The 23,173-nt window shown below is 72.3% G+C and carries 26 protein-coding genes; 13 read left to right on the top strand and 13 right to left on the bottom strand.

Features of this window, described 5'->3' with window-relative positions; genetic code table 11:
• Window positions 1–4: 4 nt before the first annotated feature.
• From AC156L_RS35650 to AC156L_RS35635, 4 genes are read right to left on the bottom strand one after another with little or no spacing between them, the layout of a single operon-like run.
• Window positions 5–607 carry a response regulator transcription factor gene (locus AC156L_RS35650; protein WP_330878573.1) on the bottom strand — a complete coding sequence of 201 codons (603 nt, stop codon included), beginning with the start codon at window positions 605–607 and terminating at the stop codon, window positions 5–7.
• A complete protein-coding gene (locus AC156L_RS35645) occupies window positions 604–1,683 on the bottom strand; it encodes a sensor histidine kinase (RefSeq protein ID WP_330878574.1) in 1,080 nt (359 codons plus the stop codon). The genes AC156L_RS35650 and AC156L_RS35645 overlap by 4 nt, the downstream gene beginning before the upstream one ends.
• Window positions 1,680–2,453 (bottom strand): ABC transporter permease, encoded by a 774-nt coding sequence (locus AC156L_RS35640; protein ID WP_330878575.1) that lies wholly within the window; start codon window positions 2,451–2,453, stop codon window positions 1,680–1,682. Before AC156L_RS35640 ends, AC156L_RS35645 begins: the two co-directional genes overlap by 4 nt.
• Window positions 2,454–2,500: 47 nt before the next feature.
• Entirely contained in the window at window positions 2,501–3,385 is an 885-nt protein-coding gene (locus tag AC156L_RS35635; RefSeq protein ID WP_330878576.1) for an ABC transporter ATP-binding protein, read from the bottom strand.
• Between the two features lie 435 nt (window positions 3,386–3,820).
• On the opposite strand from AC156L_RS35635, the gene AC156L_RS35630 reads away from it, so the two are divergent.
• Window positions 3,821–4,162: a DUF742 domain-containing protein gene (locus AC156L_RS35630; RefSeq protein ID WP_330878577.1), complete on the top strand. Its 342-nt coding sequence runs from the start codon at window positions 3,821–3,823 to the stop codon at window positions 4,160–4,162.
• 19 nt (window positions 4,163–4,181) lie between these two features.
• Here the strand turns inward: AC156L_RS35630 and AC156L_RS35625 are convergent, their stop codons facing one another.
• Both AC156L_RS35625 and AC156L_RS35620 read right to left on the bottom strand, forming a co-directional pair.
• Complete coding sequence (locus AC156L_RS35625) at window positions 4,182–4,922, bottom strand: anti-sigma factor family protein (protein ID WP_330878578.1); 741 nt, start codon at window positions 4,920–4,922, stop codon at window positions 4,182–4,184.
• Window positions 4,923–4,926: 4 nt separating this feature from the next.
• Window positions 4,927–5,490 carry a sigma-70 family RNA polymerase sigma factor gene (locus AC156L_RS35620; protein WP_106191637.1) on the bottom strand — a complete coding sequence of 188 codons (564 nt, stop codon included), beginning with the start codon at window positions 5,488–5,490 and terminating at the stop codon, window positions 4,927–4,929.
• A 178-nt stretch (window positions 5,491–5,668) separates the two neighbouring features.
• Between AC156L_RS35620 and AC156L_RS35615 the strand changes: the two genes are divergently transcribed.
• The 7 genes from AC156L_RS35615 to AC156L_RS35585 all read left to right on the top strand — a co-directional run bounded on the left by AC156L_RS35615 (window position 5,669) and on the right by AC156L_RS35585 (window position 11,977).
• Window positions 5,669–6,337, top strand: coding sequence for a COG4315 family predicted lipoprotein (locus AC156L_RS35615; RefSeq protein ID WP_330878579.1), 669 nt, complete (start codon window positions 5,669–5,671; stop codon window positions 6,335–6,337).
• A 13-nt stretch (window positions 6,338–6,350) separates the two neighbouring features.
• Window positions 6,351–7,106: a DUF4142 domain-containing protein gene (locus AC156L_RS35610; RefSeq protein WP_330878580.1), complete on the top strand. Its 756-nt coding sequence runs from the start codon at window positions 6,351–6,353 to the stop codon at window positions 7,104–7,106.
• Window positions 7,107–7,378: 272 nt separating this feature from the next.
• On the top strand, window positions 7,379–8,155 hold the full coding sequence (locus tag AC156L_RS35605; RefSeq protein ID WP_330878582.1) for a ferredoxin: 777 nt from the start codon (window positions 7,379–7,381) through the stop codon (window positions 8,153–8,155).
• The gene (locus tag AC156L_RS35600) at window positions 8,152–9,711 is read left to right on the top strand and encodes an FAD-dependent oxidoreductase (RefSeq protein ID WP_330878583.1); all 1,560 of its coding nucleotides are present in this window, start codon (window positions 8,152–8,154) and stop codon (window positions 9,709–9,711) included. The genes AC156L_RS35605 and AC156L_RS35600 overlap by 4 nt, the downstream gene beginning before the upstream one ends.
• 277 nt (window positions 9,712–9,988) lie before the next feature.
• The gene (locus tag AC156L_RS35595) at window positions 9,989–11,227 is read left to right on the top strand and encodes a glycosyltransferase (protein WP_330878584.1); all 1,239 of its coding nucleotides are present in this window, start codon (window positions 9,989–9,991) and stop codon (window positions 11,225–11,227) included.
• Between the two features lie 83 nt (window positions 11,228–11,310).
• On the top strand, window positions 11,311–11,487 hold the full coding sequence (locus AC156L_RS35590) for a hypothetical protein (protein ID WP_330878585.1): 177 nt from the start codon (window positions 11,311–11,313) through the stop codon (window positions 11,485–11,487).
• A gap of 10 nt (window positions 11,488–11,497) precedes the next feature.
• A complete protein-coding gene (locus AC156L_RS35585; protein ID WP_330878586.1) occupies window positions 11,498–11,977 on the top strand; it encodes a YkvA family protein in 480 nt (159 codons plus the stop codon).
• On the opposite strand, the gene AC156L_RS35580 is transcribed toward AC156L_RS35585, so the two are convergent.
• Window positions 11,974–12,870, bottom strand: coding sequence for a helix-turn-helix domain-containing protein (locus tag AC156L_RS35580; protein ID WP_330878587.1), 897 nt, complete (start codon window positions 12,868–12,870; stop codon window positions 11,974–11,976). The two genes, AC156L_RS35585 and AC156L_RS35580, sit on opposite strands and share 4 nt — an antisense overlap.
• Before the next feature lie 11 nt (window positions 12,871–12,881).
• Window positions 12,882–13,298: a hypothetical protein gene (locus AC156L_RS35575; RefSeq protein WP_484407655.1), complete on the bottom strand. Its 417-nt coding sequence runs from the start codon at window positions 13,296–13,298 to the stop codon at window positions 12,882–12,884.
• Window positions 13,299–13,705: 407 nt separating this feature from the next.
• Here AC156L_RS35575 and AC156L_RS35570 point away from each other — a divergent pair, with 407 nt between their 5' ends.
• Window positions 13,706–14,179 (top strand): MarR family transcriptional regulator, encoded by a 474-nt coding sequence (locus tag AC156L_RS35570; protein ID WP_330878589.1) that lies wholly within the window; start codon window positions 13,706–13,708, stop codon window positions 14,177–14,179.
• A gap of 206 nt (window positions 14,180–14,385) precedes the next feature.
• Here the strand turns inward: AC156L_RS35570 and AC156L_RS35565 are convergent, their stop codons facing one another.
• Entirely contained in the window at window positions 14,386–14,679 is a 294-nt protein-coding gene (locus tag AC156L_RS35565; RefSeq protein ID WP_330878590.1) for a hypothetical protein, read from the bottom strand.
• A 293-nt stretch (window positions 14,680–14,972) separates the two neighbouring features.
• Between AC156L_RS35565 and AC156L_RS35560 the strand changes: the two genes are divergently transcribed.
• The gene (locus tag AC156L_RS35560) at window positions 14,973–15,887 is read left to right on the top strand and encodes an SDR family NAD(P)-dependent oxidoreductase (protein ID WP_414720014.1); all 915 of its coding nucleotides are present in this window, start codon (window positions 14,973–14,975) and stop codon (window positions 15,885–15,887) included.
• Here AC156L_RS35560 and AC156L_RS35555 read toward each other — a convergent pair.
• The 3 genes from AC156L_RS35555 to AC156L_RS35545 all read right to left on the bottom strand — a co-directional run bounded on the left by AC156L_RS35555 (window position 15,877) and on the right by AC156L_RS35545 (window position 18,715).
• Window positions 15,877–16,788: an AraC family transcriptional regulator gene (locus AC156L_RS35555; protein ID WP_330878592.1), complete on the bottom strand. Its 912-nt coding sequence runs from the start codon at window positions 16,786–16,788 to the stop codon at window positions 15,877–15,879. The genes AC156L_RS35560 and AC156L_RS35555 overlap by 11 nt on opposite strands.
• A 2-nt stretch (window positions 16,789–16,790) precedes the next feature.
• The gene (locus AC156L_RS35550) at window positions 16,791–17,711 is read right to left on the bottom strand and encodes an NADP-dependent oxidoreductase (RefSeq protein ID WP_330878593.1); all 921 of its coding nucleotides are present in this window, start codon (window positions 17,709–17,711) and stop codon (window positions 16,791–16,793) included.
• Window positions 17,712–18,025: 314 nt separating this feature from the next.
• On the bottom strand, window positions 18,026–18,715 hold the full coding sequence (locus AC156L_RS35545) for a lysophospholipid acyltransferase family protein (RefSeq protein WP_330878668.1): 690 nt from the start codon (window positions 18,713–18,715) through the stop codon (window positions 18,026–18,028).
• 169 nt (window positions 18,716–18,884) lie between these two features.
• Between AC156L_RS35545 and AC156L_RS35540 the strand changes: the two genes are divergently transcribed.
• From AC156L_RS35540 to AC156L_RS35530, 3 genes are read left to right on the top strand one after another with little or no spacing between them, the layout of a single operon-like run.
• On the top strand, window positions 18,885–20,084 hold the full coding sequence (locus AC156L_RS35540; protein WP_330878594.1) for a PP2C family protein-serine/threonine phosphatase: 1,200 nt from the start codon (window positions 18,885–18,887) through the stop codon (window positions 20,082–20,084).
• Window positions 20,084–21,634 (top strand): sensor histidine kinase, encoded by a 1,551-nt coding sequence (locus AC156L_RS35535; protein ID WP_330878595.1) that lies wholly within the window; start codon window positions 20,084–20,086, stop codon window positions 21,632–21,634. Before AC156L_RS35540 ends, AC156L_RS35535 begins: the two co-directional genes overlap by 1 nt.
• Window positions 21,627–22,064, top strand: coding sequence for a response regulator (locus AC156L_RS35530; RefSeq protein ID WP_330878596.1), 438 nt, complete (start codon window positions 21,627–21,629; stop codon window positions 22,062–22,064). The genes AC156L_RS35535 and AC156L_RS35530 overlap by 8 nt, the downstream gene beginning before the upstream one ends.
• Window positions 22,065–22,207: 143 nt before the next feature.
• On the opposite strand, the gene AC156L_RS35525 is transcribed toward AC156L_RS35530, so the two are convergent.
• Entirely contained in the window at window positions 22,208–22,792 is a 585-nt protein-coding gene (locus AC156L_RS35525; RefSeq protein ID WP_330878597.1) for a class I SAM-dependent methyltransferase, read from the bottom strand.
• Between the last annotated feature and the right edge of the window lie 381 nt (window positions 22,793–23,173).

Here is a 23,173-nt window from a genome sequence, read left to right as displayed (position 1 = left end):
GCCGTCAGAGCCAGCCCCGTTCGCGGGCGATCGAGGCGGCCTCGGACCTGTTGCGCGCGTTGAGCTTCGCCATCGCCGTGGACAGGTAGTTGCGCACGGTTCCCTCGGCGAGGTGCAGGCGGCGCGCGATCTCCGCGTTGGACGCGCCGTCCACGACCTCGCGCAGCAGCTCGCGCTCGCGGTCGGTCAGCGGGTCCGCCGAGTCCCACGCCGCCACGGCCAGTTCCGGCGACACCACCCGCTCCCCCGCGTGCACCCTGCGCAGCGCGGCGGCGAGCTCGGCGATCGGCGCGTCCTTCAGCACGTACCCGAGCACGCCCGCCTCCAGCGCCCGCCGGAGGTACCCGCCGCGGGCGAACGTGGTCACGATCAGCACCCGCGTCGGGTCCCCCCTGCGGTGCAGCTCGGCCGCCACGTCCAACCCGGACCGGCCGGGCATCTCGATGTCGGTCAGCAGCACGTCGGGCCGGTGCTCCGCGACGGCCGCGAGCGCCGCGTCCCCGTCGGAGACCCCGGCGACGACCTCGACGTCCGGCTGGAGGTCCAGCAGCGCGGCGAACGCCCCGAGGACCATGCCCTGGTCCTCGGCGAGCACGACCCGGATCACGTGGCCACCCGCAGCGGCACGGCGATCGTCACGGTCGTGCCCTCGGTGCCGGTGCGGTGCACCCGGCCGCCCAGCGCGGCGATCCGCTCCCGCATCCCCGACAGCCCGTTGCCGTCGACGTCCTGACCGCCCACGCCGTCGTCGGCCACCACGACCCGCAGCTCGCCGTCGACGGCGTGGATGCCGACGTGGCACTCGCGGGCGCCCGCGTGCCGGGCGACGTTGGTGATCGCCTCCCGCACGGCCAGCGCCAGCTGGTGCTCGGTGGAGCCCACCAGCTCCAGGTCCGGGTCGCGCGTCACGCGCAGCTCGACCCCGGCGCTCGCGAGCGCCCCTCGTGCGGCGTCCAACTCGGCCTCCAGGCTGGCCTGCCGCCAGCCGCTCACGGTGGCCCGCACCTCGGCCAGGGCGTCGCGGGCGGTGCGCTCGATCTCCAGCACCTCCGCGCGGGCCCTGACCGGGTCGAGGTCCACCAGTTCCTTCACCAGCTGGGCGCGCATCACCACGGCGGTCAGCGAGTGCCCGAGCAGGTCGTGCAGGTCCCGCGCGATCCGCTCGCGCTCGGAGACCGTGGCCAGGTGCTCGATGCGGGCGTTGGCCATGCGCAGCTCGGTGTGGTCCCGCGACCGGGCCGCCTCGGCGATCTGCACCAGCCCGATCACCCAGATGAAGATCACCGGCGGGATGACGTTCCACAGCAGGTACGGCATCGGCACCGGGGAGATCGTGGCGGAGAACAGCGTCAGCGCGGTGAGGAAGCCCATCCACCGCAGCGCCGTCCGCCGCGTCTCCGTCAGCCCCGCGCACGCCGCCGCGTAGACGAACAGGATCGCCGCGCCCGCGTTGAACAGGATCGTGGCCGCACCGAGCGCGGTCGCGGGCACCGTCAGCCACCAGCGGGCCTGCCACGGGCGCAGCAGCGACATCGCGTACATCGGCAGGAAGCCGCCGATGATGACGCCCACCAGCACCCAGTCGCCCACGCCCGCGTCCGGGTCGAACGCGGGCTGGAACGCGGGCAGCACGAGGTAGACCAGGTGCACCCAGGTCCACACGCGCAGTCGTGAAGTCGTCATGGTCGAGCGAAACGATAGGACAGCGCGGCCAGCGCGCCGGTGACGGCCGTCGTGCCGAGCAGCACGAGGGCGTGCGGGAGCACCTCGCCGGGGCCGATCTGGGCCAGCGCGAGCCGGGCCAGGTGGTACGGCGGCAGGAACGGGGCCACGTGGCCGAGGAACGCGGGCAGGAACTCCAGGGGCATCCACAGCCCGGAGACGACGGCCGACGGCATCAGGATCGCGTTGAGGATCGCCGCGGCGGCGTTGGTGCTCGCCTGGAACCCGATCGCGAGCCCGAGCAGGGCGAACGGGAACGCCCCCAGCACGAGCACCACGCACAGCCGGACGAGCTGCCAGGGCGTCACCACCAGCGATCCGGTGGCCGCGGCGGCACCGGCCATGGCGACCAGCACGCCGACCGCGTACGGGAAGGACGCCACGACCTTGGCCGCGAGCGTCACCCCCAGCGGCACCGCGGAGACCTGCTTGGCCCGCAGCCAGCCGCGCTCCCGGTCCTTGGCCACGCCCATGCCGGGGTTCATCAGCGTCACCGCCAGCACGCCGAAGGTGCCGAACGTCGCGAGCATGCCGCCGTTCTGCCTGCCGAACACGGACACGAAGAGCACGAAGAACCCGACCGGCATGACGATCGAGAAGAACAGCGCCGCGGGCTCGCGGACGACACCCCTCAGGTCGTCCGCGAGCTCCACGGCGAAGACGCGGGGCAGGGACACGCGACGGGGTCCCCCGACGGGCACGGGCGGGGACGGGACGGTGGTGGTGGTCATGGCGCGGCTCCTGGGAGAACGGGGGTCGGGGACGGACCGGTCGGTCTTCACGCGGCGGACGCGAGGCTCAGCACGGCCTCCTCCAGGCCGGCGTGCTCGACCCGGAGGTCGGCCAGCGCCGGGTCCTCGGCGAGCAGCACGCGGAGGGCGTCCTCGGGCGCACGGGTCCGCAACCGCACCCGGTCGCCCTCGCGGCTCATCGACAGCACCCCCGGCAGCGCCAGCAGCCGGGCGTCGTCCAACGCCGTGGTGGCGATGACGGTCCGGTCGGGCAGCAGACCGATCAGTTCGTCCGGCGTCCCCGACGCCACGACCCGGCCCCGGTCCACCACGACGACCCGGTCGGCCACCGCGGCGGACTCCTCGATCAGGTGGGTGGTCACGAGCACGCCCACGCCACGGGCCCTCCGGTCGGCGACGGTCGCCCAGAACGCCCGCCGCGCGGCCACGTCGAGCCCCACCGTCGGCTCGTCCATCACCAGCAGCGCGGGCGCCCCGACGAGCGCCATCGCGAGCTGCAACCGCTGCCGCTGACCGCCGGACAGCTTCACGGCCCGCCGCCCGGCCAGCTCCACGAGCCCCAGTTCGGCCAGGACCGGCCCCGCGGCGGACCGGGGCACCCCGGCCCTGACCGCCGCTCCCACGACCAGTTCCCGCACCTTCGCCGTCGTCGGGAACCCCAGCGACTGCTGCACCACCCCGAGCGAGCGCCGGGTGGCCGCCACCCTCGGGTCGCCCCCGGCCAGGGACACGGTCCCGCCCTGGCGGGCCAGCAGCCCGATCACCAGGTTGACCAGCGTGGTCTTCCCCGCCCCGTTGGGCCCGAGCAGCGCGACGCACTCCCCCGCGTCGACCGCCAGGTCCACCCCGTCCAGCGCGACCGTCCCGCCGTAGCGGTGGCGCGCCCCCTGAACCTCCAGCACCGGTGTCATGCGCAGAGCCTGGCCGGACGCCTCCGCGGGCAGTAGTGCACGCGCGTCACCGAACCCGGATGACAAATGTCAACTCAAGATCGACAGTGGTCCAAGCACCAGGACACGGCTCTGCATCGTAAAAGGCCGAGGTCGTGCGAAGTCGGGAATCGAAGTGGTACGAAGGAGGGGTGCGGTGCTAATTCCACCCGGCATCCCGATCACCATCGGTGAATTGAACTCCGAAGTAGCAATAAATAAAACTTGCTTGATCCTTAACGGCACTTTAAATGCCCACTCCGGGGCCCGCGGGACCGCTCACGATCCGTAGTTCCGCCATCTGGAGCGGTCCGAGGACCAAGAACCCCGAGACAGCTCGTTGCTGAGTCGTTACAGTGCTATGGCCTCAGCGATCCTGGAGGCCGCCGACACCCGTCGACCGCTGCGGAGCTACTGATGAACGACTTCCGGGTCCGTCCCTACGCCCTCACGGGTGGTCGTACCCGCTCGGCCATCACGCTGGACATCGAGACCATCGTGACCACGAACGAGCAGGTCTCCCCCGACCCCCTGACCGGCACCGCCGAGCACAGGAGCATCTCCACGCTGTGCCGCGACCCGCACTCCGTCGCGGAGGTCTCAGCCCGTCTGAGGCTGCCGCTGGGGGTCGTCCGGGTCCTGCTGGCCGACATGTCCGACCTGAGCCTGATCACCGTCCACCACAACGACCAGGTGCAGGACAACCGGCCGTCGACGGCGCTGATGGAGCGGGTGCTGGTCGGTCTGCGGAACCTCTGAACTGCGGGAAGCCGCAGTCCTAGGTGGGGATGTGGAGCAGCGTCGCTCCACCGGCGTCGCGGACGACGAAGGCGCTGATCTCGTTCCAGCGCATGCCGACCCCCGCGTTGAGCTCGACGGCGGGCTTGTCGCCGTTGAGCGCGGGGGCTCCCACCAGCCACGACGTGACGGGCATCGTCCCGCCGTCGCGCGTGAGGGCCACCAGGTCGCACCGGCCGGGGCCCTTGGCGCCCGCGACCTCGAACTCGATGGACGTGCCCCACGCCTCGGGACGCGCGTGGATCTTCGCGGTCAGCCCGGTCTTGGGGTCGGAGCGGCTGAGCTCCTGGAACACGTCGGTCTCGTTGTTCGCCACGTTCGACTGCTTCGGCGCGCTACCGGTGTTCGGGCTGGTCTGGGCCACCGTGGAGGCGGTTCCCGAGGTGAGCTTGACGGTGGCGGCGGCGGTGCCACCCATCAGCAGCACGGCCACGGCGGCCGCGGCGAGCGCGTAGTTGCGCCGCTTGCGACCGCGGTCGATCGACACCGAGTCCAACATCGCGCGAACCGAGCGACCGTCCGGGCGTTCACCCGCGGTCCCCCGAAGGAGTCCTGCCTGGTCAGCCTCGTCCAAGAGGTCCGGCAGCACAGCGAAGTCCTTCAGGTCCAGCGCGCACTTCCGACACTGGGCGAGGTGGTTCTCGAAGGCGTCTACCTCGTCCTCGTCGAGGACACCGAGGACATACGCCGCCACGTCGATGTGGTCCGGCAGCGCTGTCACCTGGTCAGCCCCGATCCTGCAGTGCCCGCCGAAGGGCGCGAAGTGCGTAGTAAACCCTGGACTTCACCGTACCCGCGGGCACGCCGAGCACCTCGGCGGCCTCGCCGACGGTCCGGTCGCGCAGGTACGTCTCGAGGATAGCCTCCCGGTGCTCCTCGGTCAGTCCGCTCATCGCCTCGGCGACCACGATCGCGGACAGCGTGCGGTCCGCCTCGTCGCGCACCGGTGCTTCGTCCGAGGGCGTCAACTGGGACTCCTGGGGTCGCACGCTGCGCTTCCGCCGGTCGTCGATGACCAGCCGTCGCGCCACCGTGAACAGCCACGATCGGAGCAGCACGGGGTCGCGTTCGAGCTTCTCCGCGTTGCGCCAGGCCCGCACGAGGGTTTCCTGAACGATGTCCTCTGCCCATTGCCGGTCGTGACCGGTCAACCGCATGGCGTGTCCCAGCAGGGGACTGCCGAATTCTTGGTAGAGCCGCCGGATCAGTTCGTCTTCCAGACTTCCGTCCGGTTGCCACATCTGATCGCGCTCAGTTTGCGTACGTCTGTGCCGCGCCACGTCACGCATCTTGGCTTGAGTTCGCCTTCTAGTCGAGAGTTTTGACGGAAGAAAAGTTTTCTAATCGTTTGTGAACCTTCATCCGAGGCGGACCGTACTCCTCTGTATCCGCTCCTTCGGGTTGGGGTGACACATGTCGCCACTGCTCCGAATGGCGGATCCTGACAGGAGAGAAAGGTTCTACGTGATGCTGAGCAAACGCACAGGGCGGGTTCTGGTCCTCATCCCCGCCGCCGCAGCAGCCCTCGTAGCGACCTCGGCCTGTGGCGCGGTCACAGCGGCCCCTCCCACCCAGGCCGCCGTCGAGGCGGGCTACGCGCAGGCGGGCAACGGCACCGGCACCGGCAACATCGCGGCGGCTCCCCCGACCGCCGCTCCCCCGGACGCCGAGACGCCCGCCGCGGACGTCCCCGCCGTCGAGCCCACCAACGACTCGGCGAACCGGATGCTGTCGGCCTTCGCGTCCGCGCAGCTGGGCACCGTGGTCGTCAACGCCCACGGCTTCGCGGTCTACCGGTTCGACAAGGACACGACGAAGCCGTCGAAGTCGAACTGCGAGGGCGAGTGCGCGAAGACGTGGCCGCCCGTGCTCGCGACCAACCGCACGATGGTGTCGGAGCTGGACGCGGCCCTGGTGGGCCAGGTCGCCCGCGCCGACGGCAAGCTCCAGGTGACGTTCGCGGGCTCGCCGCTCTACACCTACACCGGCGACCGCGCGCCCGGCCGCACCAGCGGCCAGGGCAAGGGCGGCACCTGGTGGGCCGTCACGCCCACCGGTGCGAAGGCCGCGGGCACGGCGGGCACCGGCACACCGCCCTCCAGCGCGCCCGCCTCCGGCCCCGGCACCGAGAACTGAGGAGCGCGAACCCGTGACGGTCACCCGCTTCCTCGGCGTCCTCGGCGCGCTGCTGTTCGCGTTCGCGGTCGGCACGACCGGCTCCGCGACCGCGCAGGGCGAACCGGACCAGCGCACCCCGCTCGGCACGATCACCGCGGCGGACAAGGACTTGCTCATCAAGGTGAAGCAGGCCAGTCTGTGGGAGGGTCCGGTGGGCGAGGAAGCCCAGACCCGTTCGCAGAACCAGCGGGTCCGCGAGGTCGGGCTCCAGCTGGCGGCCGACCACCGCAAGCTCGACGAGCGCCTGGCCGCACTGGCCGGGCAGATGGGCGTCGCGCTGCCCGCGACGGTCAACCCGACCCAGCAGGGCTGGATCGACGAGCTGCGCGGCCTGAACGGCAAGGCCTTCGACACCGCGTTCGCGAACCGGCTGCGGGCCGCGCACGGCCAGGGCTTCGCCGAGGTGGCCGAGGTCCGGATGGGCACCCGCAACCAGGCGATCCGCGACTTCGCCCAGGCCACCAACGACATCGTCGCCAAGCACATGACGATGTTGGAGAGCACCGGTCTGGTGACCCAGGCCGGGATGTCCGACCCCGTCCCGGCGGGCGGGATGCCCGGCATGGCGGGGGATCCGGCTCTGGCGTCGGCGCGGACGGGGCTGCTGGGCGGCCTGTCCTCCGGCGGCGGCCCCGACCTGCTGATGATCGGGTTGATCGTCCTGGTCGGAGTGATCGTCACGGTCACGCTGCTGCGCCTGGTGAAGCCCGAGCACCCGGCGGACTGACCGGTCCACGTCGTCGGGGTCACGACCCCGGCTCTCCCTCTACCGAGGAGGAGGTGGTACTAGAAGCACCAACGACTTCCATCGCGGAACTGTTTCCACCCGCCCGTCCGTCCTGGCGTGAACACTCCTGCACGCCAGGCCGGGCGGGTCCCCCCACCACGATCAACCAGCACCACCCGAGGTCTTCTCCTCCTCGCCGTTCTCGGAGGTTTTCCGTGTTCAACCAGGTCCCGCTCCTGCTCGCTCAGGCAAGCGCCGACCAAGACGCCGGGGTGAAGAGCGTTGCTCAGCTCTCGGCACGTCTTGCCTACGCGACCATGTGCGCGACCCTCGCCTGGGGCGTGCTCATCGCCACCGGCTGGGCGCACAAGATCACCGGCACCCAGGGGCTCCGCAACACCCACATGGTGCTCGCGACCCTGGCGCTGGCGTTCGGCAGCCTCCACGCGATCTGCTTCACGCTGTTGAAGACCGTCGACTTCGGACTGCTCAAGGTCCTCGTCCCGTTCGCCAACGGCGGCCTGGTGCGGCACGCGCTCGGCATCGTCGGGCTCGAACTGATGATGGCCATCGCCTTCACGGTGGGGTTGAGGAAGAAGGCCCTGTACCGCAAGTGGTTGCGGTTCCACCAGATGGCCTACGTGGCCGTCACCCTCACCGTCGTCCACTCGTGGTTCGGGGCCATCGCCAACGGCAACCTGGCGATCCTGTGGCTCGCGGGACTGACGATCCTCATCCCGACCGCTACGATCGCCATCGCGCGCTTCCTGCCGCCCGATGTCCTGATGCGACTGGGGATGATGGAGCCCGAGCCCGGCTTCGAACCCGAGCCGACGGGCGGCGGAAACGCCATGGATGTCAGCGTCGACAACCACCGGTGCCACAGGTACGGCGTGTGCCAGGCCGAGGCGCCGGAAGTGTTCCAACTCATCGAGGACAACAGGCTGACCTACGAGCGCAGGCCTTCGCCCGAGCTGTACGCGAAGGTCCGCACGGCGGCCAGGTCCTGCCCCATGCGGGCGATCGAACTGCGGGAGCGTGTGCGGTGAAGGCGGAAGAACGGGTGGTCATCGTCGGCGGTGGCCTAGCTGGGCTCCGGGCCGGAGAACGCCTGCGGGAGCTGGGTTTCAACGGCGAGCTGATGATCCTGTCGGCGGAGCGGCACAAGCCGTACCACAGACCCGCACTGTCGAAGGAGGTCATCACCGGCGAGCTGAACCCGCGCGAGCTGGGCTTCAAGATCAGCGACGAGATGGACGCGACCTGGCGGCTGGGCGTGCCCGCCGAGTCCCTGGACACCAGCAGGCGCGTCGTCGGCCTCCCCGGCGGCGAGGAGGTCCGCTACGACGGCCTGATCATCGCGACCGGCGTGGAGTCGCGGCACATGCCCGGCGCCCCGCGCCAGGACGAGCGCGTCCACGTGCTGCGGACCGTCGACGACGCCATCGCGATCCGCAACTCCATCGCCTCGACCCAGGGCCTCGTCGTCGTCATCGGCGGCGGCCTGATCGGCTGCGAGATCGCGGCCTCCGTGCGCGGCATGGGCCGCGACGTGGCCATCATCAACCGGAGCGACACGCTGCTGGGCGGCGCGACCGGCAAGGTGATCGGCGACTACATCACCGACACGCACCGCGCCAAGGGCACGCGCCTGGCGATGGGCGTGAAGATCCTGCACTGGATGCGCCAGGCCAACGGCATCGCGATCCACCTGTCCGACGGCCAGGTGCTCTTCGCCGCCGTCGTGGTGCTCGCGGTCGGCTCGGTGCCCTCGATCTCGTGGCTGCGCGGTTCCGGCCTGGTGCTGGAGGACGGCGTCATGTGCGAGACGAGCTGCCACGTGGTCGGCGGCACGGACGTGGTGGCCTGCGGTGACGTCGCCCGCTGGCCGAACCTGCGCTTCGGCGGCGTGCAGCGCCGCGTCGAGCACTGGCTGAACGCGGTGGAGATGGGCCGGGCGGCCGCGGAGAACCTGCTGGTGGGCCGGGAGAGCTCCCGCCCGTACACGCCGGTGCCGCGCTTCTGGACCGAGCAGTACGGCATGCGCATCCAGGGCGCGGGTCTGGCGTCGCTGGCGACGGACACGACGACGTTGTCGCAGCCGACCGGCGACCACCGCACGATCACCGGCTTCATCAAGGACGGCAAGCTCGTCGCGATGGTCGCGCTCGACTCCCCCGGCGCCCTGATCCGCCTGTCGCCCCAGCTCTTCCAGCAGAACACCGTCACCCGGCCCGACCGCCAGGAGACGCTCACGCAGCACCTCCAGCGGCGCGAGCAGCCCCAGCCGGTGGCCGAGCAGCCGCGCCAGGAGGTGCCGAGGCCCGCGCCGCAGCCCGTCGTGCAGGAGCCGCCGAGGCGCGAGCCCCCGCCGCGGTACGAGCCGCAGCCGGAGCCCCAGTACCCGCAGTACGCCGCCCCGGCGGCGGAGTACCACCCGGAGCTGGAGGACCAGGAGCAGGAGCGGGAGCTGGAGGCCGCGATGGCCGAGGCGTTCCTGCCGAGGCGCACGCAGGCCCCGCGCTCCCGGTCCGGCGGGCAGCCGAGGCTGCTGGTCCGCTCCGGCGGCGGAGGCGGTCGCAGCAGCGCCCGTCCACCCCGCTAGCACCACCGCCCGCCCGCTGCCCCGTGCCCCCGGTTCGTCCAGGGGCACGGGGCAGCGGTGTGTCCGGACCGGGCTGCGGCCGATGTGGACCGTGCCGCCCCCTGCGCGGCTCCGAGCCGCGCGGCCCACGATGATGGTGGACGGCGGAGGGACGCCGGACCACGCCGGTGCGGACACTGTTCACCCGCACGACCAACCGGGGTAATGAGGGGTCCTCAGCATTCCGGGGAACACTTGGCGCCGAACAGGCGAACGACCGCGGGGAGTTGTGGTGTTGATGCGGACGAACAGGACCGGGGCAGTCACCGTCGTGGGGATTCCCGCGCGCGACGAGGCGGCCACCGTCGCCGCGGTCGCCCGAGCCGCCGACGCGGGCCTGCGGGCGGCGTTCCCCGACGGCCGCAACGTCGTGGTGCTGGCCGACAACGGCAGCACGGACGGCACGGCCGAGCGCTTCGAGGCGACCGAGCTGGCCGTCGAGAAGGTCGTCGTCCGGTCCGGCGGGATCGGCACCGGCAAGGGCACCAACGTGTTCGAGATCCTCGACCAGGGCGCGCTGCACGGCGCCGACCGGGTGCTGCTGCTCGACGCCGACGTCCGGTCGACCGAACCGGAGTGGATCGACCGGCTGGCGTGCGCCGTGGACGGACCGGAGCCGACGATCGCCGTGCCCGCGTACCGGCGCAACCGGTTCGAGGCCAACACCACCAACCACCTCGCCAGCCCGCTGCTGGCCGCCGTGTACGGCGTGCACGTGCAGCAGCCCATCGGCGGCGAGTTCGCGTTCAACCGCGCGTTCGTCGAGCGCGCCAGGACGTGGGCGCGGCCCGCCAGCTCCTACCTGTACGGCATCGACGTGTGGCTGACGGCGAACGCGCTGCGGGAGGGCCTGCGCGTGGTCGAGGTCCCGCTGGGGCGCAAGCTGCACAACTCGCCGTTCCCGAAGATCCTGCGGCTGCCCCAGCAGGTGCTGGACTCGCTGTTCCACGTCCTGCGGCACACCGACGGCGTCCGTCCGCCCGAGCGGCGCGACCCGGTCGCCCGCGCGGCCGTCGACAGCGCGTCCGTGCGCCCCGATCCGGTCGTGGTGGCGCACGTGACCCACCAGGTCGGGCGGTACCTGGGCGACCACTGGGCCGGCGTGCGCGACCTGTTCCCGGCCGCGCGGGACCTCGGGGCCGCGCCGTGGGGGCTGCGGGTCGGCACGGACGAGTGGCCGCTGCTGCTGGCCGACGCCGTCGTCGGGGTCGCGGCGGGCGACCTGGAGTCCACCCGCGACCACCTGGTGGCGCTGTACGTGAACCGCGTGCTGACGTTCTGGGACGAGATCGAGGGCCTGGACGGGCCCGGGATCGACGCGCTGCTCGACCGGCAGGCCGCGGCGACGGTCGAGGCGGTGGGGGCGAGGGCCGTCGTGTTCGACCGAACGGCCGTGCCCCCGGTGTTCCACGAGAACCACTGGGTGGGGTACAACGAGGAGTCCGGGCGGCCCCTGGGGTGGAGCGTCCCGGCCTGACGTAACGGACCGGCGCGCGGAAGCGCTCAACAGGCATGAGCCAACGCGGCGGCCTGCCGAGCAGCGGGCGATCGAGGTGGCCCGTGGCCCTGCTGCTGCTGGCCGCGGTGTTCCTGGCGCTGGCCGTCTGGAACGGTGTGCTGGCCGTGGGCGACTCGGCTCTCTGGCGCAGCGTCACGGCGGCGGCGTGCGGACTGTGCGCCGTCGCCCTGGTGGTGATCGCCGTCAACGATCGGCGGAGGTGGCCCGGCGACCGATAAGGTCGACGGCATGGTCTTCTTCGGCGCCCTGCTGGCCCTGCTGGGCTTGGCGACGCTCGCGTTCCGCGACGCCGACGTCCTCGGCGTGCCCCCGCTCGGACTCGGGCTCGGGCTGCTCGTGATCGGCGCGGTCTCGATCGGGCTCGGCTTCCTCCGGCGCGCGCGAGCACGCCGCAGGCGCGTCGCGCGCGGCGAACCGGAGCCGATCGGCACCGTGTTCGACCGCGCGCGAGCCCTGCCCCGGCTGTTGAGGGCGGCGCGCAAGGACGGCTACCAGGGTCTGCCGAAGGGCCGCATGGCCCTCTGGGGCTTCGCGCTGGTGTACCTGGTCTCCCCGATCGACGTGATCCCGGAGCTGCTGCCGATCATCGGGGTGACCGACGACGCGGGTGTCGCCGTGTGGCTGCTCACCAGCGTGTCGGCCGCGACCGGGGTGTACCTGCGGTGGGAGAAGGACCGCAAGGGGCGGGCGGGGCTGCCGCCGAGCTAGTCGGCTCCCCGCTGTGCCCGCCGTCCGTAGACGGTGGCCCACTGGGAGAACACCCGGCGTGACCGCTCGACGTCGAGCGCCAGTTCGTCGAGGCACGCGCTCTTGTGCCGGAAGCGCTCGACGGCCCCCTCCTCCTCCGCGAAGACGGCCGACACGTCGTTCTCGGTGTAGACCACGGGAGCCAGCCCCCGGCCGAACGTCATCAGGTTGTAGGAGTGCCCGAGCGCCCAGTGCCCGCCCGCCGCCAGCGGGACGACCCTCGGGTGCAGGCGCTTCCACCCGCACATGAACACCAGCCGCATCATCTGGTCGTGCATGACCCGGTCGCCGCCGACGACCGACCGCAGCGCGGTCTCGTGGATGTAGCACGTCGTCTCGGGCGAGCGCTCGCCCGTGAGGACCGCCTGGCGCTCCACGCGGATCCGCACGACCGCGTCCAGTTCGGCGTCCGACAGGGCACCGGACGTGGCCACGACCGCGCGGGCGTACGCCTCGGTCTGGAGCAGACCGGGGACCACCATCGGGTCGTACCCCTGCATGGTCAGCGCGGCCCGCTCGTGGATCGTCACGCACGTCAGGCGATCCGGGACCCGGTCCTCCAACGGCCGGGCGAACAGCCCGACGTCCTGTTCGGAGGCGATGCGCCGGACCCGGTCCCTGGTCCGCCGGTCAGCGCCCAGCCTCCCCAGCAGCGTGCCGTAGTCCCAGGGGTCGGCGCCGCGCCACCCGTTCTCCAGCTTGGAGAGCTTGCCCAGCGACCACCCCAGTTCCTCGGCGACCGCGGTGGCCGTCAGGTTGGCGCGCTTGCGGGCCAGGTGGAGTTCCCAGCCCAGTTCCCTGCTGCGCGCGGTGGTCGGCCGGGCGTGGCGCTCGGCGTCGAGAGGTGCGTCCATGGCAGCCGAAGTTAACGCCAGGTGCGCCCGGAACCGTTGTCCAGAGCGACATTCCACTCCAAGGGGTCACTTTCAGGGGGTGTGTGGCCACCGGCCAAGAGTTGTCGGAGCACCCCGATCCACCAGATGACCGTCAGCGCGATCACGGTGGGGTTCTTGACGAACAGCAGCAGCGCCAACCCGTCCCGCCCGACGAGCGCCTCGGCGGCGACGTCGAACACCAGGAACGCCGCCGAGAGCAGTCCGGCCTGGAGCACGAGCGCCCGCCACCGGGTCCGGACGAACCGCCGAGCGTTGCCCCACCTCCACTCCAGGCCGCGGAAGGCGACCCGCCACACCAGGACGACGAGCAGCACGCGCGCGACCACCACCACCCCTTCCGACACGAGCGCCCACGGAGCCGGGAGCGGGGTAACGACTCCCGCCATCGGCCTCAACACGAGAACCCACGGCACCCGGAGCGGCGCCAGGAACGCAACCGGGAACGCAACCGGGAGCGAAGTCGGGGACGGGAGCGAAGTCGGGGACGGGAGCGGCAGCGAGGCCAGGAGCGAGAGCGAGGTCGGGAGCGGCAGTGAGGTCGGGAGCGGGAGCGAGGTCGGAAGCGGGAGCGGGAGCGGCGCAAGTGTCCACAGCGCGGGGATCGGTGTGTCCCAGCCGATCACCAGCAGTCGTTGCACGGACGCCACCAACGACAGGCCCACGATCGGCGCGAAGTGCCGGAGGTAGCAGTGCCACACCCACCTCGGCACTTCCGACGACCGCCGGACCTCCTCACCCCAGGTGCTCGCCATGACCTTTCACCCCTCTCAAAGTTTTAGTTGAGTATAGTAAAATGTCGACCTGGGTAAAGTACTGGTTCATGGACAGGGACGCGGAGGCCGGACGTGAGCTGAGCACGGCGGTGGTGATGTTCCACGAGGCCGTCGGTCAGCGGCTCGGGGTGAGCGCGGGCGATCAGCGGGCGCTGACGCTGCTGCGCGGCGGCCCGATGTCCGCCGGGGCGCTGGCCAAGGAGATCGGCCTCACCCCCGGCGCGGTCACCGGCATGGTCGACCGCCTGGAGCGCGCGGGTCTGGTGCGGCGCGAGGTGGACCCGGACGACCGCAGGCGGGTGGTGATCACCCCCACCGAGTCCGGTCGCGGAGGGCACAGCGGGGTGTTCGCCGACCTGGGTGCCGCGATGGCCGCGATGATGACCCGCTACTCCCCCGAGGAGCAGCGGGTCATCTCGGACTTCGTCTCCCGCACGGTCGACGTGCTCAAGGAGCAGACGGCCAAGCTCACCAGGGATTCCCCGCCGAACTGACCGACTCCGGCAGGTCGCGCCGACCGACCCCGGCAGGTCGCGGAACGACCGGGCAACCACGCCGATCACCCCGACGACCCGGCGGGCCGCACTGCCGGCCCCGGAAGCCGCCCCGGCCAACCGGGGAACCACGCGACGACGCCACCGCAGCGGTCGCTCGACGACCGCGCTCACCCGCAACCGGCCGAAACATCCACTGTGGACAGTCACGTCGGGGGTTTCGCGGCCAGCACGTCCACCGACGTGATGACCGGTCGCGCGCTGAACAACCCACCGCCCCTGGCCACGATCGCCTGACGCACCCCACCCCGCGGAAGAACTTGGCGCGCCTCCCCCGCCTCGACCGCGCCGAAGATCCGTCCCACCACGAAACCGGAGCCGGAACCGGAGCCGGAACCGGTGCTCGTCCGCCGCTCGGACGAGCACCACCCGCCGGGAAACTCGACCAGCCGACCAAGGCCTCCCAGCGCCGCCACCCGACCGTCACGGGGCGTGGACACCCCCGCACGGGACGCGCGGGGTCGTTCGAGCAGCTGCTCACGGCCCCACGCACCAGACGGCCGAACGAGCCGGGATCGCACACATCGCGCCACGATCCGCACGCCGAACGCCAACCCCGCCAACGCGGCATCCCCACCAACGCGCCAACCCCACCGACGCGCCAACCCCGCCAACGCGGCGTCCCCGCCCACACCGTGCCCCCGCCCACACCGGGCCCCGTGCCGTCCAGCGACCGCCCCGACGCCGCACTACCGTCGACCGCGTGACGGTGACGGGTGCGGTGGACTGGGTGATGGACCGGACGATCGGTCCGGGGTACTCGCGGCTGGGGTTCGAGGCCCGCAGGCACTTCTGGCCCGCCGACCCGCCGGAGGGCGCGCTCGCGGGCCGCGTGGCGCTGGTGACCGGGGCGAACTCGGGGCTGGGCAAGGCGGCGGCCGAGGGGCTGGCGCGGCTCGGCGCGGTCGTGCGCCTGGTGGTGCGCGACGCGGCCAGGGGCGAGCGGGCGAAGGCGGAGATCCAGGCGGCCGTGCCCGGCGCGGAGCTGCACGTCGACCGCTGCGACCTGAGCGACCTGACCGACGTGCGGAAGTTCGGGGAGGCCTTCACCGGGCGGCTCGACGTGCTGGTCCACAACGCGGGTGTCCTGCCGCCCAGGCGCGAGGAGACCGCCGACGGCCACGAGGTGGCCCTGGCGACGGCCGTGCTGGGCCCGCACCTGCTGACCGGGCTGCTCTCCCCCGCGCTCACGGCGTCCCCGGACGGCCGCGTGGTCTTCGTGTCCTCCGGCGGCATGTACAGCCAGCCGCTGCGGGTGGACGACCCGGAGTACCGCGAGGGCGCGTTCTCGGGCGCGAAGGCCTACTCCAGGGTCAAGCGGATGCAGGTCGTGCTCGCCGAGCTGTGGGCGGACGAGCTGGGGGGCGACGGCGTGGTCGTGCACAGCATGCACCCCGGCTGGGCGGACACGCCCGGTGTCACCACGTCGCTGCCGACGTTCCACCGGCTCACGAAGCCGCTGCTGCGCTCCCCGGAGCAGGGCGCGGACACGATCGTCTGGCTGGCCGCGTCGGTCGAGGCGGGCCGGGAGAACGGGAAGTTCTGGCACGACCGCCGGGTGCGGTCGACCCACTACCTGCCGTGGCGGCGGGAGTCGGAGGCCGACCGGCGGGCGCTGTGGGCGTTCTGCGAGTCCGCTACCCGGTAGCCCGCCGCCGGTACCGGCCGGGCGCCAGGCCGTACTCGCGCTTGAACGCCTTGGCGAAGGCGAACTCCGAGCCGTACCCCGCCCTGCTCGCCACGGCGCTGAGCGGCGCGTCCGTCTCGCGCAGCAGCCTGGCCGCCCCGGTCATGCGCCAGCGGGTCAGGTAGGTCAGCGGCGGTTCGCCGGTGAGCGCGGTGAACCGCCGGGCGAACGGGGCGCGGGACAGGCCGGAGAGGGCGGCCAGCGACCGCACGGTCCACGGCGCGGCCGGGTCGTCGTGCATGGCCGCCAGGGCCGGTGCGACGGCCGGGTCGCGCAGCGCGGCGGCCCAGCCCGCCGCCGCGCCCTCCGGCCGCCCCTCCTCCAGCCACGCCCGCAGGATGTAGAGGAGCAGCGAGTCGACCAGTGCCGTCACGATCCCGTCCGAGCCGCCGCGCGGGTGCTCCAGCTCGGAGCCGAGCAGCGCGACGGCGGCGGTGAGCTGCGGGTGCTCGCCGGTCCGCAGGTGGATGACCGTGGGCAGGTGGCCGACCAGCGGGTGGGGTCGGGCCCGGTCGAGGTGGTAGGTGCCGCACAGCAGCCGCGTCCGCGGCCCGTCGGCGCCGACCCGCAGCGAGCGGATCGGCGAGGGCCCGTCGAACCGCTCCTCGGCGACGTGCTCGCCGGGGGTGCGCGGGTCGTCGGCGAGCACGTGGTCGCTCGACTCCGACAGGAACACCACGTCGCCCTCGGCCAGCCGGACGGGCGGGGCGCCGCCCAGGTCGACCAGCCAGCAGGAGCCGTGCAGCACCACGTGGAAGCCCGTGCCCCGCATGTGCAGGCCCCACGGCGCGCGGGCGTCGGTCCGCACCGACGACGGACGCCCGGTCCGCACGGACTCCACCACCTCGGTCAGGACGTCCACGGTCAGACCACCAGGACGATCTTGCCCCTGGTGTGCCCGGACTCGACCAGCTCGTGCGCCGCCGCGACGTCGGCCAGCGGGAACGTGCGGCTCACGTGCGGCCGGACCAGCCCCCGGTCGACCAGGTCGGTGATCGCCTCCAGGCCCGCTCGGTCCGGGGCGACCGTCAGGCCCTCGAACCGCCGCCCGGCCGCGACGACCCTCTCGGCGAGCGCCTGGTCGTGCTGCTCGTTGACGGTGACGAGGACCCCGCCGGGCCGCAGCACGGTCAGGGAGCGGTCGGACTGGCGGACCGAGTCGAACACCACGTCCAGGCCGCTCAGGACGGTGGTGAAGTCGGTGGCCCGGTAGTCGACCACCTCGTCCGCGCCGAGGCCGCGGACGAACTCGTGGCCGGACGCGCCCGCGAGGGCGGTCACGTGCGCCCCCAGCGCCTTCGCGATCTGCACCACGAGGTGCCCGACGCCGCCCGCCGCGCCGTGCACCAGCACCCGCTGCCCCGCCGCGAGCCCCGCCCTCGACAGCGCCTGCCACGCGGTGAGCGCGGCCATCGGGAGGGCCGCGGCGTGCACGTGGTCCAGCCGGGCGGGCTTGGGCGCCAGCTCGTCGGCCCGCGCCGCGACGTGCTCGGCGTAGGCGCTCGCGGCGGCGGGGAACGCGGGCATCCCGTAGACCTCGTCGCCGACCGCGTACCCGGCGTCGGGACCGACCTCCTCGACCTCGCCCGAGACGTCCCAGCCGACGGTGAACGGCGGCGTGCCGAACGACGGGAAGTCACCTCGGCGGACGATCGCGTCAGCCGGGTTGACCCCGCTCGCCCGCACCCGCACCAGCACCTCTCCGGGACCGGGCACCGGCCGGGCCGCCTCCACCAGCCGCAGCACCTCGGGACCGCCGAACTCGGTCTGGACCACCGCGCGCATGACCTGCTCCTCCGTCGTCGTCGTTCTCGTCGAGGACAACGCTAGGCACGGGTTCGGAGACGAACAATGTCCTGTCGTCCGCCGCACATGTCCGATCGTCTCGCTCACGGCGCGGCGGCCGGGCCACTGCGGGGACCGCCGAGTTGTCCACCGGTTGTCAGGCATCCACCGCGCGGCGGCGTTCGGACACGACCGTGCACTACAACGGGTAGCGGTGACCGGTGCGCGCCGGCCGGGTGGTCCGGTCACCGGTCGGGCCCGACCTGGAGCGGCCGGAGGCCGTGCAGGGGGGTCTCCAGGTCGGGCTCGACCGCTCACGCGGCCCGGATGCCCGCCAGGAGGTCGGTGATCGCGGCCATGATGCGCGCGGTCGCCTTGTCCAGGACCTCCTTGGACAGCGGCAGGTCGTAGAGGTCGGACAGGTCGACCTCCGGTCCGGCGACGACGTCCACCCGCTTGCGGGGCAGCGGCCGGGGCAGGAAGGAGCCCCTGGGCAGCAGGCGCTGGGTGCCCCACTGCGCGACGGGGACCACCGGCTTGCGGCTGATCAGGGCCGCCCGCGCCACGCCGGACTTGCCCGCCATCGGCCACCCGTCGGGGTCGTTGGTGAACGTGCCCTCGGGGTACACGGCCACGCACTCGCCCCTGGCGACCGCTCCCCGGGCGCCGCTGAGGGCCTCGCCCGCGCGGTTCGTGCCGCGGTCGACGGGCACGTGCCCGCCCGACCGCATGATGGACCCCACCAGCGGCAGCCGCCACAGGCTCGCCTTCGCCAGGTAGCGGGGCACCCGGCCGGACACCAGGGCGAACACCGTCGAGCTGACCGGGTCGGCGAACGAGATGTGGTTGAACGCCAGCAGCACGCCACCGGTCTTCGGCACGTGCTCGTGACCGGTCATCCGCATGGGGATGAACAGCACCACGACCGGCCACAGGACGTCGATGGCGAGCCCGAACCAGAACCCGCGGCCACGCCTGGGCAGGGTGCGGGTCAGCGCGGCCATCCGGCGCACGGTCAGCGCCTCCGAGGACTCGTTCACACCAGGATCTTCGGTGGTGGTCAGGAAGCGGTTCCAGCCGGGTCCTGGTCAGGCGCTTGCCGGGGCGCCACGGGGGGTAGTGAACGCTCGCCTTCGCGGCCCCGCTGATCTCGGTCGACTACTCTCCCCGCTCGTGCCCAGCCTCACCGAAGCGGAACCGGTCGCCATCGCGACCCGGCCGGTCCGCGTGCTGCTCGTCGAGGACGACGAGGGGGACGCGGTCCTCGTCGAAGCCCTGCTGGAGGACGTCGACGCACCGGTCGAACTGTCCCGCGCCCGCAGCCTCCAGGAAGCCGAGAAGCTGCTCCCGTCGGCCGACTGCGTCCTGCTCGACCTGGGCCTGCCCGACACGACCGGGTTGGACGGCCTGCGCCGCCTGCTCGTGCTCTCCGCCCCCGCGGCGATCATCGTCCTCACCGGCCTCACCGACGAGCAGCAGGGGACGCGGGCGGTCGCGGCGGGCGCCCAGGACTACCTGGTCAAGGGCCAGGTCGACGGTGAGATGCTGATCAGGGGCATCCGCTACGCCGTCGAGCGCAAGCGCGCCGAGGAGGTCACCCGGCAGCTGCGCGACGAGCAGCTCCACGCGGCCGAGAAGACCCGCCTGGAGCGCGGCCTGCTGCCGTCGCCGATCATGCACGGCGAGGACCTGGCGATGGAGTCCCGCTACCGGCCCGGCGGCAGCCGGATGCTGCTGGGCGGCGACTTCTTCGACGCGGTCCGGATGCCCGACGGCACGCTCCAGCTCATCATCGGCGACGTCTGCGGCCACGGGCCCGACGAGGCCGCGCTGGGGGTGTGCCTGCGCATTGCGTGGCGCGCGCTCGTGCTGGCCGAGCAGGAGCCGTGGAAGGTGCTGCGCACGCTGCACCAGATCCTCGTGCACGAACGCCACCAGCCCGGCCTGTTCACCACGGCCTGCATGGTGACGATCTCGCCGGACCGCCGCTGGGCGCGCGTCTACCTCGCGGGCCACCCGGAACCGATGCTGCTCGTCGGCGACAGCGTCGTGGAGCTGCCGCGCGACCGCGCGGGCCTGCCGCTGGGCGTGCTCCCCGACAGCACGTGGAGCGGCCTGGACGTGCCGCTGCCGCCGAACTGGACGCTGATGCTCTACACCGACGGACTCGTCGAGGGACGGGTCGTCGGCGACACCGAGCGGCTCGGCTCGGAACGACTGATCTCGATCATCGAGGGCATGGCCGGGAACGACCCGGACTGGCCGCGTCGGCAACGCTGGCTCCTCGACACGCTCATCTCGCGCGTCGAGGACCTCAACGGAGGCGAGCTCGACGACGACATGGCCGTCCTGCTGCTCTCGGAAAGGACCTGATGACCTCGCCGGACCACACCACCCGGTGGCCAGCCAAGCGGTTGCTGTTCGCCGCCGTGGCGATCCTGATCCTCGTGTCCGGCGGCGCCGTGGGCGCCATCGCCCTGTCGCTGTCCCAGCTGACCGACGCGCGCGTGCTCGTGCTGGAGCAGATCGGCCCGGCCAGGCGGCACGTGCAGGAGCTGTCGACCGCGTACGTCAACCAGGAGACCGGGGTGCGCGGCTTCGCGCTGAGCGGCCGGGACGAGTTCCTGGCCCCCTACCTCTCCGGGCAGGCGGACGAGCGCGCCGCCTTCGGGTCGGCCCGCTCCCGCCTCGGTGACGCGTTCCCCCGGTACTCCGCCGAGCTGGACCGGATCCAGGGGCTCGCGGTGACGTGGCGCACGTCCTACGCCGAGCCGGTGGTCGCCCAGATCCGCGCCACGGGCCCCAGCCTGGAGTCCGCGTCCACCGAGCAGGGCAAGACGCTGTTCGACGGTGTCCGGACCGCGGCCAAGGACCTGGAGTCCAGGCTGGCCGTCGAGGTCGACGGCGCGCGGGCCCGGCTCGACCGGGCGGCCGACACGCTCCTGTGGCTCGCCATGGGCGTCGGCCTGCTGATGGTCGTGCTCATCGCGGGCGTGGCCGTCGTGCTGTACCGGATCCTGATCATGCCGCTGGCGGGCCTGGCCGAACAGGTCCGCACCGTGGCCTCCGGTGAGTTCCAGAGCGAGGTCGACGTCACCGGGCCGCGCGAGATCGTGATGCTCGGCCACGACATCGACGGGATGCGCCGCCGGATCGTGCAGGACCTGGACTCGGTCAGGACGGCCCACGAGCAGCTGGACGCCCAGTCCACCGAGTTGCAGCGGTCCAACGCCGAGCTGGAGCAGTTCGCCTACGTGGCCTCGCACGACCTCCAGGAGCCGCTGCGCAAGGTCGCGAGCTTCTGCCAGTTGCTGGAGCGCCGCTACGGCGGCCAGCTCGACGAGCGCGCCGACCAGTACATCGGCTTCGCCGTCGACGGCGCCAAGCGGATGCAGGTGCTGATCAACGACCTGCTGGCGTTCTCGCGGGTCGGCCGCATGGCGCGCGAGCACACCCTGGTCGACGTCGGGGAACTGGTGGACCAGGTGGTCGGCACGCTGTCCCCCGCCATCCAGGAGTCGGGGGCGGTGATCGACGTCCCCGAGGACCTGCCTACTGTGCGCGGTGAGGCGTCGCTGCTGGGCGGGGTCTTCCAGAACCTCGTGGGCAACGCCCTCAAGTTCCGCGGCGACGAACCGCCGGTCGTGACGCTCACCGTCGAGCGCACGGACGACCTCTGGACGTTCACCTGCCGCGACAACGGCATCGGGATCGACACGGAGTACGCCGAACGGATCTTCGTCATCTTCCAGCGGCTGCACCACAAGGACGCATATCCGGGTACGGGTATCGGCCTGGCCATGTGTCGCAAGATCATCGAGTACCACGGTGGCACCATCTGGCTGGACACCAGCCAGGACACCGGCACCACCTTCAAGTTCACGTTGCCCGTCGTCGAGGAATCCGAGACCCCCCATGAGTGACTCACTGAGCGTGATCGACGTCCTGCTGGTCGAGGACGATCCCGGCGACGCGTTGATGACGCAGGAAGCCTTCGAGCACCACAAGATCCGCAACTCGCTGCACATCGTCCGCGACGGTGTCGAGGCGCTCCAGTTCCTGCGCCGCGAGGGCGAGCACGCGAACGCCCCCAGGCCGGGCCTGATCCTGCTCGACCTGAACCTGCCGCGCATGGACGGCCGCGAGGTGCTGGCCGAGGTCAAGGCCGACGAGCGCTTCCGGTCCATCCCCGTGGTCGTGCTGACCACGTCGGAGGCCGAGGAGGACATCCTCCGCAGCTACAACCTGCACGCCAACGCCTACGTGACCAAGCCGGTGGACTTCGACCGGTTCATCGAGGTCGTGCGGCAGATCGACGACTTCTTCGTCACGGTCGTCAAGCTTCCTCGTTGACCCTGGTTTGGCCCGTCGCCGCGTCGGGTAGTTGACCTTCATGAACAAGGGGTCCAGCGCGCGCGGCAAGTTCGACACCCTCCGTCCTCCGGGTCGGTCGCGACGGGGACGGCCGTCGCAACCGGCCCCCCGTCGCTGACCCCTCAGCGCAGCCGGTGGACGCTGACCGCGTAGTCACCACCGGTGTACGGCTCGCGGTCCCACGTGGACCAGCGGTCCTCCCGTTCCAGCCCGGCCTCGGCGCACCACGCGTCGTAGTCGGGCAGTGACGGCCAGGTCGGACGCAGGCTGAACCCCGCGACCAGCCTGCCGCGGGGTTCGAGGTGCGCGGCGCAGGACGCGACCAGGGCCGCGCGGACGTCGGCCGCCGCGTACGGGATCACGTTGCCCGCGAGCACGACCACGTCGAACCGCTCGCCGAGGTCCATCACGTCCAGGCCCACGTGCTCCCAGCGCAGTCCGGGGGCCTTGGCGCGGGCGGCGGCGACCATGTCGGCGTCCACGTCCACACCGACCACGCGCACCCCGCGCCGGTCCAGCTCGACGCCGACGCGGCCGGTGCCGCAGCCGCCGTCGAGCACCGCCGAGGGCGCGTAGGCCATGACGAGCGCGACCTCGCCGTGCGGGTCCTGGCCCGACTCGGCCATGCGCGTCCAGCGGTCGTCGTAGGTGCCGAGGTCGACCCGGTCGCGCCAGCCGGACCAGTCCTCGGGCGGTGTGGTGGTCATTCCGGCGAGACTAGTGCCGCGACCGGCGGCCTGATGCGACCACGAGCGGCAGTTGTCGCACACGACTCGTCACGACCCGCGCTTCCGTTCGCGGGTTCCAGCGCTGTCCACCGCCGTGTGCGGGTCCTGCTCGTCACCTGGCCTCGGCGCGGACGTGGTCGTCACGAGGTCGAGCGGTGACGGTGCGGGCCCTTCTCCGGACCGAGCCGCCACTGCTGACCGGAAACGACATCAAGAACGCTCCGACGACCGCCTTGAGCACGACCACGTCCTGGCTGCACCCGATCACGTCGCGTGCCGCCGTGCCACGGCGGCACGCGGTCGGGGTGACGGGTCAGCGGTGGGTGGCGGTGCCTCCGGGGTTGGTGCCGTCGCCTTCGA

This window comes from Umezawaea sp. (genome assembly GCF_057122925.1).
This window is presented reverse-complemented; position numbering and strand designations above follow the sequence as displayed.

Coding starts and splice junctions, on each gene's coding strand:
- AC156L_RS35645 (WP_330878574.1), bottom strand. CDS start 1,683: ATGACGACTTCACGACTGCGCGTGTGGACCTGGGTGCACCTGGTCTAC.
- AC156L_RS35640 (WP_330878575.1), bottom strand. CDS start 2,453: ATGACCACCACCACCGTCCCGTCCCCGCCCGTGCCCGTCGGGGGACCC.
- AC156L_RS35635 (WP_330878576.1), bottom strand. CDS start 3,385: ATGACACCGGTGCTGGAGGTTCAGGGGGCGCGCCACCGCTACGGCGGG.
- AC156L_RS35630 (WP_330878577.1), top strand. CDS start 3,821: ATGAACGACTTCCGGGTCCGTCCCTACGCCCTCACGGGTGGTCGTACC.
- AC156L_RS35620 (WP_106191637.1), bottom strand. CDS start 5,490: ATGCGTGACGTGGCGCGGCACAGACGTACGCAAACTGAGCGCGATCAG.
- AC156L_RS35615 (WP_330878579.1), top strand. CDS start 5,669: ATGCTGAGCAAACGCACAGGGCGGGTTCTGGTCCTCATCCCCGCCGCC.
- AC156L_RS35595 (WP_330878584.1), top strand. CDS start 9,989: ATGCGGACGAACAGGACCGGGGCAGTCACCGTCGTGGGGATTCCCGCG.
- AC156L_RS35585 (WP_330878586.1), top strand. CDS start 11,498: ATGGTCTTCTTCGGCGCCCTGCTGGCCCTGCTGGGCTTGGCGACGCTC.
- AC156L_RS35580 (WP_330878587.1), bottom strand. CDS start 12,870: ATGGACGCACCTCTCGACGCCGAGCGCCACGCCCGGCCGACCACCGCG.
- AC156L_RS35575 (WP_484407655.1), bottom strand. CDS start 13,298: ATGGCGGGAGTCGTTACCCCGCTCCCGGCTCCGTGGGCGCTCGTGTCG.
- AC156L_RS35570 (WP_330878589.1), top strand. CDS start 13,706: ATGTCGACCTGGGTAAAGTACTGGTTCATGGACAGGGACGCGGAGGCC.
- AC156L_RS35560 (WP_414720014.1), top strand. CDS start 14,973: ATGGACCGGACGATCGGTCCGGGGTACTCGCGGCTGGGGTTCGAGGCC.
- AC156L_RS35550 (WP_330878593.1), bottom strand. CDS start 17,711: ATGCGCGCGGTGGTCCAGACCGAGTTCGGCGGTCCCGAGGTGCTGCGG.
- AC156L_RS35545 (WP_330878668.1), bottom strand. CDS start 18,715: ATGGCCGCGCTGACCCGCACCCTGCCCAGGCGTGGCCGCGGGTTCTGG.
- AC156L_RS35535 (WP_330878595.1), top strand. CDS start 20,084: ATGACCTCGCCGGACCACACCACCCGGTGGCCAGCCAAGCGGTTGCTG.
- AC156L_RS35530 (WP_330878596.1), top strand. CDS start 21,627: ATGAGTGACTCACTGAGCGTGATCGACGTCCTGCTGGTCGAGGACGAT.
- AC156L_RS35525 (WP_330878597.1), bottom strand. CDS start 22,792: ATGACCACCACACCGCCCGAGGACTGGTCCGGCTGGCGCGACCGGGTC.